Origin of the sequence: Bradyrhizobium sp. NAS80.1 (assembly GCF_001908205.1) — a bacterium.
Taxonomy (GTDB): Bacteria; Pseudomonadota; Alphaproteobacteria; order Rhizobiales; family Xanthobacteraceae; genus Bradyrhizobium.
Genome location: NZ_LGHL01000315.1, coordinates 1 through 8,566 on the forward strand (window position 1 = coordinate 1; position 8,566 = coordinate 8,566).

Sequence of the window (8,566 nt, forward strand, 5' to 3'; positions counted from 1 at the left end):
GCCTTTTTCGCCCGCAACGTCGTCCAGTGCGTAAGTCTTGCCGTCGGTGGCCGGAAGCCGAAATTCCGCCGCCAGCGTATCGAGAACGACTCGTGTAGCTGTTGCCGCCATATCGCACCTCAGCCAACAAGCCGGCTTCGCCGGAACATGAAACCGGTCGGAGCGAACCTTCTGGCCACCCCGAGCGCGCGGTTTTCGCAGCTTTCCAGCGCGATCTTCTGGGCGAGCATGACGTCTCCGACCGGCAGATCACCCAGCGGCATGAAACACCGCCCGAGCGTCGGGCAGCCCTTCTCGTCGACCTCGCAAACGTTGGTCATGGCGCCCGCGTAGATTCTGTACTGCTTGCCGGTATCGCCACCGACAACCTCGAAATAGCCCTTTGCCGCGAACTGCGCCCACTGCGCTGGCGACAGCCACTCCCGCAAGAGCCTCAGCGAGCGGCCCTCCGGAGTTCTCTCGGCGCCGCGTCTGATGAAGAGAGACCGTATGGCTCTCATGCGCGAGCGTTCACCCGGGCGAGATGACCTGAAGCCCAACATGACGCGGACCGATCACCCGCCGACCAGCCTGGGGAAGAAGACGGTTTCTTCCGCGTTCGGGTCGAACGACCGGATCCGCGAGACCTGACCCGGGCCCGTCCGGACCGCGGCGGTGAAGCCGGTGTTTATCAGCTCGTTGAAGCACTTCTCCGCCTTCGCCAGTTCTCGCGCGTCGTTTGGGTCGAAAAGCTGACGGCTGTCGCCGGTGCGGTCCATCACGATCTGGATTGCCATGATCGCCCTCCTCGGATTGCTGATGACCAAGAACCTGCAGCCAGTATCCGGCCGAAGCCGCTGAGTTGCAAGAGAGGAGGATTCGATCGCGAACGCCGGACTTGGGCGACCCTTAAGAGAGCCGTCGTGCAAGAATGAGCTCAACGGGCTTGCCGGCTTCTCTTTTGCCCCGCGGGGCCGGGGCCGTGCATGTCAGCTAATGCCGGCTTCGGTCCTCGTTTAGCATTTCGTCGGAACTCGTCAGCCGATACTTGCGTTGAAACGACGGTCGCCCGCGTCCTACTGCAATTGACTTGTTGAGGTCAGCAATGACCCAAGTCGCTGAATGGCTTGATCATCACAACATCAATGTCGTGACCGTCGTCGGAACGGTCGCGATCTTGATTGTGGCCGCGATTGTTATTCTTGTACTGGAGCGGCTTCTCCGGCGGTGGCTGTCATACCTCCAAAGTCACTTGCATCTGACGGATGAGACCAATCTTACAATCAGTCGCATCGTCGTTGCCGGCCTCTGGATCCTTACCGCATTTGCCGTTCTCAACATTTGGGGTGTCGGACTAGGCGGGGTCTGGACCGTTCTGGTCAGCGCCATAACGGTCATTGGTGTGGGCTTCCTTGCCACCTGGGCGATGATCAGCAATTTTACCGCCAGCTTCTTTCTCGCGCTCTGGCGACCATTTCATTTTGGGCAGACCGTCGAAATTCTGCCCGAGAATTTGAAGGGACAGGTTACCGACCGGAATCTGATGTTCACGACACTACGCGAAGAGAGCGGGACCGTGCTGCAGATTCCAAACAACTTGTTTTTCCAGAAGATCTTTAGAGTGAGCGGTCATGCAGTGATCTCAACGGTTGGACTGCGCAAACATGCCGACTCTGCGCCGCTCGCTCCCGAGATGGACAATACCGACCGACGATAAGTTCCGAGGAGCTACCCTTGCGCGGCCTTATCATTCACCTCTCGGGGGCGCCGCATACCGCGCGACCTCGCAAGTAAGCCGAGGCGATTTGCCGTCATCGCCAGTTCACAAGGCGCTCAGATCGTCCGGCACTTCGCCGAATTTCCGAATCAGCTTGGCGTCGCTGAAGTCGCCGCTCGACAGGTCGCCGGTCCGCGAAAATGCGATGGCGCCAACGTGGCCGGACTTGCGCGAGAGCGCCTCGGCGCGCATCACCGCAGCGTTGGCGCTGAAGCATTCCGTCGCTCCCTGGTGCGATGCCGTCGTCGCTCGTTACGAATGGCAGTGCGACGTAGTAGGTTACCTCGGACAACTTGCGCCTCCGTTCAGTTCCCTGTCGCCTCGAGGTTGCTGTAGCCGGCGAAAGTCATCTCGTTGAGGATCGCGGCCAGCACCGTCAGCGGTGGCGTGTCCGCCATGCCGGAGCCGAGGACGACGGGCATCGACTGGCGCCAGTCGACGAACTCGATCGCAAGCAGATCGTCGCTTCCTTCGATGGTGCCGGAGACGTCGATGTAGCTGCGCCGGGGCCCTCGCTGCACCAGATCGACCCGACAGGCGTATTTCGTCGGCAGCGGCTTCAGGCCGACGATCTCGTCCCAGGCCTCGATGTGCCCGTCCCGATTCTCGACCTGCCGGGGGCTTTCCGTTCAAGCTCTGTGATCACTGCTTCGCGGTCCAGAGACGCGAATAGCTCCGCAATCGTCATGACGTCACCTCATCGCAATCGGCATCCGATTTCATTCTTTGCGACCGAGCTGCGCGCCGTGGCGCCCGCGCGAATATCCCTTCGACACTGACGCGCGCAGCTCGTCGAGCTGCGCCTCGATAAAGTCGTTCGCGACCAGCAGCGCCCTGACGGCTTCCCGGGCGTCGCCGCCGCAGGCCGCGATGGCCTGGTCGGCGGCCTCATCCAGGTCGACGGTCTGGGGCGCAGCGGCGTCGGGCTTTGCTGACATGGCGTCAAAACAGAGCCCGCGCAAATTGGAATCCCAGTCCCGTGCTACCGCCTCGGAACGAGCCGGCGGCGAAAGGATTCGTCCCCGGCAGAAGATCACGATGCTGATGACGAAGGAGAGGCGACCGGCGATCCGGACGCTGCGCGGTTGGGCGATCTCCGTGCTCAACGAAGCCGGCGCCATCCACGAATGCGAGGAGCACGGCTGGGCGCAGGACCGGGCCGACCCGCACGCCCGCGCGCGCCTTCGACATCGCCAGGCAGGATGCGCCGTCCGGGGTCTCTCCGGACGATGCCGTCGCGGAGATCCGCGAGGTACTGGATTCGATCGGCGACATCTGCCCCGAGTGTCCGCCGGCGGCGCAGGCCACCACAGATTGAACATGGTTCTCGCGAAGACTAGATGGTGACCGTCCGTCATCCTCCAGGCCTTCCGTCATGAGCGATCACTTCTGGCGCCGATTGCCCCCGGTCTATTGAAGAAAACCGCCCGAGGTTGGATGCGCCTCGACCCGCGGGTGAGGAAGCTCGTCGTCGAGCTTGCCCGCGCCCAGGCGGTGCTAGATCTGCTGCCCAATCGGCACATCGGCCGCCTCGTCAAGGAAGATGGCGAGGTCATTGAGACCTGACCTGGCATCAGTTCGCAGGTTCGGGCCGAGACAAACGCCGGCAATGGCTTTGCGGAGCTAGTTGGCGTGACGCGACGAAGGCTACGTCTTTGCCCCGTTAGCGATCAAGCTCGCGCGGCGGCGCAGTATGTCGCGAAGGGCCGATTTTGTTGAAAAAGTCGAAAATATTGCCAATGCAAAATTCTCGGAAAAGCTTGCTCGCTTCTCCTGAGAACACGTTCCTCAAGCGATGAAGAAGGTCGCTTAGAGATTTTATTCAGGTTGATGTGGTCCGCCGTGTCTGACGGCGTAAAACGCACCAGCGGCTCTTAAAAAATTGGGACCGACGGCGACGAGGACTTTTTCAAACAAAACCGGCCATTAGCCGACATCGCGCCCACGGCGTACGGAATTACGTTGGAACACGGATGCCTTTGCCGAAATGCACCCATTGCCGCGGCGGCGCACGAGGAGTAGCCTCCCTAACTGCCCAGGCGGTCGCGCACCGCTTACGGCGCCGCGCTCTGCCTGAGCTCTGTCATCAGAGTGGAGGGCACCATGCGCGTGATTTTTCCCGTGCTGCCGTTTCTGGCTGCAGGTGCGGCGGTGGGCGGCTTATTTGCACCGTTCGCCGTTGGCAGCGGCCCGACCGACAGCATAGGCATCGCCGCCGCTACCGAGCGACAGCTCGGCGCTAACGTTGCCGTCTGTCATGGGTCGGCGTCGGCCGGCGTAACTCGCGTCATGCTGCGCTTGGCCCAGACACGCACGGAGGTGCCGCAAGCGGAAATGCAGGCCGCCTCGCCGGCGGCCGCTTTCGCCGACACAGATCCGCCGCTGTGGGAGGGGCTGGGCGGGGTGACGTACAGGATCACGACCGCGAACGAGCTGGCGCAGTCGTATTTCAATCAAGGACTTCGGCTCACCTACGCGTTCAATCACAGCGAGGCGCAGCGCGCCTTCCGCAAGGCGCAGAAGCTCGATCCGGACTGCGCCATGTGCTTCTGGGGCGAAGCGCTGGTGCTGGGGCCCAACATCAATCTGCCGATGCAGGAAGACGCGGTGGCGCCGGCCTTCGCGGCAGCCGAGAAGGCGCTCATGCTCGCCCCCAAGGCGACCCCGCGCGAGCAGGCGCTGATTGCGGCGGTCGCGACCCGCTACGCCAAAGACGCGAAGGCGGACCGGGTGCCGCTCGATGCCGCTTATGCGTTAGCCATGGAGAAGGCCGCGGCGCAGTTCCCGGACGACAACGAGATCGCGGTGCTCTACGCCGAAGCGGTGATGGACCTCAGCCCGTGGAATTACTGGCAGCCGGGCGGCCACGCGCCAAACCCGCAAAGCGACCCCATCGTGCCGACGCTCGAACGGGTGCTGGCGCGCGACCCGAACCATCCGGGCGCGATGCACTATTACATCCACGCGGTGGAGGCGTCGGACCGGCCGGAGCGCGCCGAGCCCTATGCGGACCGACTGCGGGGGGGCCATTCCTGGCGCCGGCCACCTCGTGCACATGCCGAGCCACATCTACTACCGGGTCGGGCGCTATCTTGACGCGCTGGCTGTCAACAAGACGGCGATCGGGGTGGACGAAAAATATCTGGCGACGACCAATGCGCCCATGGGCGTGTATCGCCTCGGGTACTACCCACACAACGTCCATTTCGTGCTGGCGTCTGCCCAGATGGCGGGCGACGGACCCACCGTCATCGCGGCGGCCGAGAAGCTGCGCGGCCTCATCCCCGACGAGGTCGCGCGCGGCATCGCGCTGGTGCAGCCGGTGAAGGCGGCGCCTTACTTCGCCCATGCGCTGTTCAGCCCTTCCGCAACCGTTCTGGCGCTCCCCGATCCCGGCGACGCTATTCCGTATGTCAAGGCCATGTGGCACTACGCGCGCGGCGTTGCCTACGCGGCGCAGGGCGATTTTACCGCCGCCAAGGCGGAAGCCAATGCGATCGCGGCCCTTGAGAACGGGGATTTCACGTTGCTCAACGCCTCGCACGTTCCGGCACAGGACGTGCTGGCGCTGGCGCGCAGTGTCATCGAAGCCCGCGTCGCGCAGCGTCAAGGCGACAAGGCTGCCGCGATCGAGCGGTTCGAGCGGGCGGCTGCGCTGCAGGACGGCCTGCCCTATACGGAGCCGCCCTACTGGTATTACCCGGTGCGGCAGTCGCTCGCAGTCGCGCTGATGCAGGCGGGCCGACTCGATGAAGCGGAGGAGCAGTTCCAGCGCGCGCTCAAGCGTGCCCCCGGCAACGGCTGGTCGTGGTACGGGCTTGCCGAACTCTATAAGGCACGCGGCAAGGCCGACCAGGCGAGCGAGCTGGAAGCGGACCTTGCCGCGACGTGGATCGGCGACCGACAGCAGCTGGAGCTGTCGAAGTTGTGATCCTCAACGCGTGGTGCCGCCGGGCCGAGGGAAATTGACTGCCCGAGAGCCTCAATGGCCGCGGGCAGTGCGCGCTGTGGGAGACCGATGTCTCAAACTGCGAAGAACTCAACGTGAGCAAATCGAGTCCGCTGTACCCCACTGTCCGGACCTCGATAGGGCGAGCGGATACTTCGCAGAAGGGCCAACAGCGGCATTCGTCAATAGGATAGAACTATCGGTCCCTTCGCCGGTGATTTCGCGCTCGGGGGGGGCGCGAGAACGCCTCCATTTTGCCCAGCTTTGGGAGCGGGCTAGTCGCAATCTGTGGAGGCTCCCGTGGTTAAGACCATTCTGGCTTCTGCTTGCGTTGATCGCGGCTCCATCGGCATTCGCGCAGCGAGTTGCAGAACCCGATGTCATTCCCGGCCAGAGAGAAATTAGGGCGTTCGAGAAGACCAAGATAAGCCTCGCGCAGGCAATCAAGATCGCCGCCCAAAAGCACAAAGATGCGAGAGTGGTTGATGTCAGCTTCGATGCTCAATCTGATCAACTGGCCTACAAGGTTAAGACATATCAGGGCAATGAAATATGGGAAGGCGCCATTGATGCCTGGACAGGAGAACTGCTTGGAGACGGGACCACCACCACAATCGATCTTGCAAAGGCCACCGCTCTTGCGGAGGAAAAAGGCTCAGGCAAGGCGATCAGCGCGGGATTAGAAGAGACAAACGGCCAAGTGGTCTACGAAATCTCCGTAGTGAAAGACGGATCAATGACGAAGTACACGGTCGACCCCAAGAGCGGTAAGATACGGTAGCTTCAGCGCTGACAAGGTCCCGACCCGCCTCATCCACTGGCGGCGCTGAGCACGGCCGGACCATACATTCGCATCGATTTGGCTGCTGGCCCAACCTCTGACAGCAGACGCGGAGACAGGCATTGGGGGTGGCTGGTGCAGGCCAATAAGCGTCATCGAGTTTTGACCAAGCACGAGTGGATACAGATCATTAATTGCTAGTCCATGATCCCGAAACCTCAACGGCTTATCCCTTTCCGAGAACCGCGCACCCTACGAACGAAGAAGATGACCATGATGAGGAAACTAAACACAACGATAGCCGGCGGCGTAGCGATCGCTTTGGCCATGGCAACGCTTCCGGCTAGTGCCTACACCGGCCAAAAATTGGCCAAGCACGCCAAAGTCAGCATCGCGGAAGCTCGCGCAATCGCTTTGAAAGCACATCCAGGGAAGATCACCGATGAGGAACTCGAAAGAGAGAAGGGCGGCAGTGGGTTGCGCTACTCGTTCGACATTAAACGCGGTGCCGTAACGCAGGAAGTCGGCGTAGATGCACACTCCGGCCGGGTGTTGGAAAACAAGAAGGAAGGTCCTCACCCTGATTGAGATGTGGCCCGTTCTGCGTAAATGCGGCCCTTGTGAAGAGCTAGATTCTGCGAATGTCCGAGACGGGGTCATTTCGCAACCGAGATACGATGTCTTCGGCATTTCAAGTCCATCTCGGAACGCGGCCAAACAGCGGACATCACCGGGACGTCTCAAACAGGCCAGAAGTCATGACCTTATTTTTCCGGCGGGACAATCGTCCACACCGCCGCCTTGCCGTTTAGCCGGTTGCTACCTACCCTGAGACGGCATCAGATGATTGGCAGTGTGGTGGCAACGAATACTTGCCGCGGCTTATGCCATGTGTGCCTATTGCTGCTGCTTGCTCCAGTGCCGGCCGCGGCGAGCATGGTGCGCGTCTACGTCACCAACAGTGCCGGAGACAGCATCGATGTGATCAACCCTGCCACCAACAAAGTGGTCCAGCAGATCAAAGGCATTGAGGGGGCGCATGGAATTGCATTTTCCGTTGACGGTTCCAGAGTCTATGTCAGCGATGAGGTCGACTCGACGCTCGATGTTTTCGATCGCAAGACGGGTTGGCTGATCAAGAAGGTGCCGCTGAGCGCCCACCCGAACAATATCGCTGTGGCCGAGGACGGCCGCATTGTCGTCGGCATCGCCCGCGATCCAGGCGCGCTCGATATCATCGATCCGACAACCCTGACCCGGACCAAAAGCGTGCCTGTGAACGGCAGACTGCATAACGTCTACGTGACGCCGGATAGCGAGTACGCAGTCACCGGTTCGATCCGCAGCGGGATCATTACGATCATTGACCTCGCCACCGAACAACCCGCTTGGGAGGTCAAGCTCGATATGGGCATTCGGCCGATGGCCATCGAAGCTGCCCCCGACGGTTCGACCAAGCGGATCTTCGTGCAATTGTCTGACTTCAATGGATTCGCCGTCGTGGATTTTGTCCTGCGAAAGGAAGTGGGGCGCATCCAGTTGTCGGCGGCTAAAGCCCAGTTTGAAACCGATGGTGAGCGGGCCACTGCGCCCTCGCATGGCATTGGCGTCGCACCCGATGGCAAGACGCTATGGGTGACCAGCATCCCGAACAACGCGGTGTACGTCTATTCGCTTGAGGATCTCAAGCTCGCCGGCGAGGTCGCGCTACCGTCGCTCCGTCGCTCCATTGACCCAGGCGGCGAGGGTGCGCCAGGCCGGGTCGCGCCTTGACCGAAACTGCCGGCCGCCGGAATGAAAGACATCGCCGCCACCCTCGGGGCCAAGCGGATGCAGCAGCAATCGGCTCGCGTCGGGATCGCCCGGATTGAACAGTCTCGAGACTGTCTCGAAATTGCGGCGCGATTGCTCTTCGCTCCACCCGCGTGCATCGGGTGAAAGCGTTTCCTAGTGGAATGCGTTGTTGCTTTGTAAGCATCCGGCGTGGCTTTCAATTACCCACATTTCCAGCCGCTCCGATTTCGGCGCCGAGTTCGATATCGGTTAATCTGGAAAGGCCACGCCAGATGGCAACATTTCC

Annotated in this window: 11 protein-coding genes and 2 pseudogenes; 8 read left to right on the top strand and 5 right to left on the bottom strand. The window is 61.5% G+C overall.

Features of this window, described 5'->3' with window-relative positions:
* Positions 1 to 119 precede the first annotated feature (119 nt).
* On the bottom strand, positions 120 to 500 hold the full coding sequence (locus AC629_RS42380; protein WP_143199893.1) for a hypothetical protein: 381 nt from the start codon (positions 498 to 500) through the stop codon (positions 120 to 122).
* A 54-nt stretch (positions 501 to 554) separates the two neighbouring features.
* Entirely contained in the window at positions 555 to 776 is a 222-nt protein-coding gene (locus AC629_RS42385) for a hypothetical protein (RefSeq protein ID WP_084810569.1), read from the bottom strand.
* Between the two features lie 308 nt (positions 777 to 1,084).
* On the opposite strand from AC629_RS42385, the gene AC629_RS42390 reads away from it, so the two are divergent.
* Positions 1,085 to 1,696, top strand: a complete 612-nt coding sequence (locus tag AC629_RS42390) for a mechanosensitive ion channel family protein (RefSeq protein WP_084810570.1) — start codon at positions 1,085 to 1,087, stop codon at positions 1,694 to 1,696.
* A gap of 105 nt (positions 1,697 to 1,801) precedes the next feature.
* Here AC629_RS42390 and AC629_RS42395 read toward each other — a convergent pair.
* From AC629_RS42395 to AC629_RS50370, 3 genes and pseudogenes are all read right to left on the bottom strand, one after another.
* A pseudogene (locus tag AC629_RS42395) lies at positions 1,802 to 2,048 on the bottom strand (hypothetical protein).
* A gap of 13 nt (positions 2,049 to 2,061) precedes the next feature.
* Positions 2,062 to 2,346, bottom strand: a complete 285-nt coding sequence (locus AC629_RS42400; protein ID WP_502693114.1) for a DUF6557 family protein — start codon at positions 2,344 to 2,346, stop codon at positions 2,062 to 2,064.
* 129 nt (positions 2,347 to 2,475) lie between these two features.
* The gene (locus AC629_RS50370; RefSeq protein ID WP_349531675.1) at positions 2,476 to 2,877 is read right to left on the bottom strand and encodes a hypothetical protein; all 402 of its coding nucleotides are present in this window, start codon (positions 2,875 to 2,877) and stop codon (positions 2,476 to 2,478) included.
* Here AC629_RS50370 and AC629_RS49555 point away from each other — a divergent pair.
* The 7 genes and pseudogenes from AC629_RS49555 (at position 2,795) to AC629_RS42435 (ending at position 8,259) form a co-directional block, all read left to right on the top strand.
* A pseudogene (locus tag AC629_RS49555) lies at positions 2,795 to 3,074 on the top strand (hypothetical protein). The gene AC629_RS50370 and the pseudogene AC629_RS49555 sit on opposite strands and share 83 nt — an antisense overlap.
* A 119-nt stretch (positions 3,075 to 3,193) precedes the next feature.
* Positions 3,194 to 3,322, top strand: coding sequence for a hypothetical protein (locus AC629_RS50050; RefSeq protein ID WP_283848240.1), 129 nt, complete (start codon positions 3,194 to 3,196; stop codon positions 3,320 to 3,322).
* 537 nt (positions 3,323 to 3,859) lie between these two features.
* Complete coding sequence (locus tag AC629_RS42415; protein WP_084810573.1) at positions 3,860 to 4,852, top strand: hypothetical protein; 993 nt, start codon at positions 3,860 to 3,862, stop codon at positions 4,850 to 4,852.
* Positions 4,812 to 5,687 (top strand): tetratricopeptide repeat protein, encoded by an 876-nt coding sequence (locus AC629_RS42420; protein WP_168195727.1) that lies wholly within the window; start codon positions 4,812 to 4,814, stop codon positions 5,685 to 5,687. Before AC629_RS42415 ends, AC629_RS42420 begins: the two co-directional genes overlap by 41 nt.
* Before the next feature lie 349 nt (positions 5,688 to 6,036).
* Positions 6,037 to 6,486 carry a PepSY domain-containing protein gene (locus AC629_RS47450; protein WP_168195728.1) on the top strand — a complete coding sequence of 150 codons (450 nt, stop codon included), beginning with the start codon at positions 6,037 to 6,039 and terminating at the stop codon, positions 6,484 to 6,486.
* Between the two features lie 267 nt (positions 6,487 to 6,753).
* A complete protein-coding gene (locus AC629_RS42430; RefSeq protein ID WP_084810577.1) occupies positions 6,754 to 7,074 on the top strand; it encodes a PepSY domain-containing protein in 321 nt (106 codons plus the stop codon).
* Positions 7,075 to 7,386: 312 nt separating this feature from the next.
* Complete coding sequence (locus tag AC629_RS42435; RefSeq protein ID WP_084810576.1) at positions 7,387 to 8,259, top strand: cytochrome D1 domain-containing protein; 873 nt, start codon at positions 7,387 to 7,389, stop codon at positions 8,257 to 8,259.
* Positions 8,260 to 8,566: the final 307 nt, after the last annotated feature.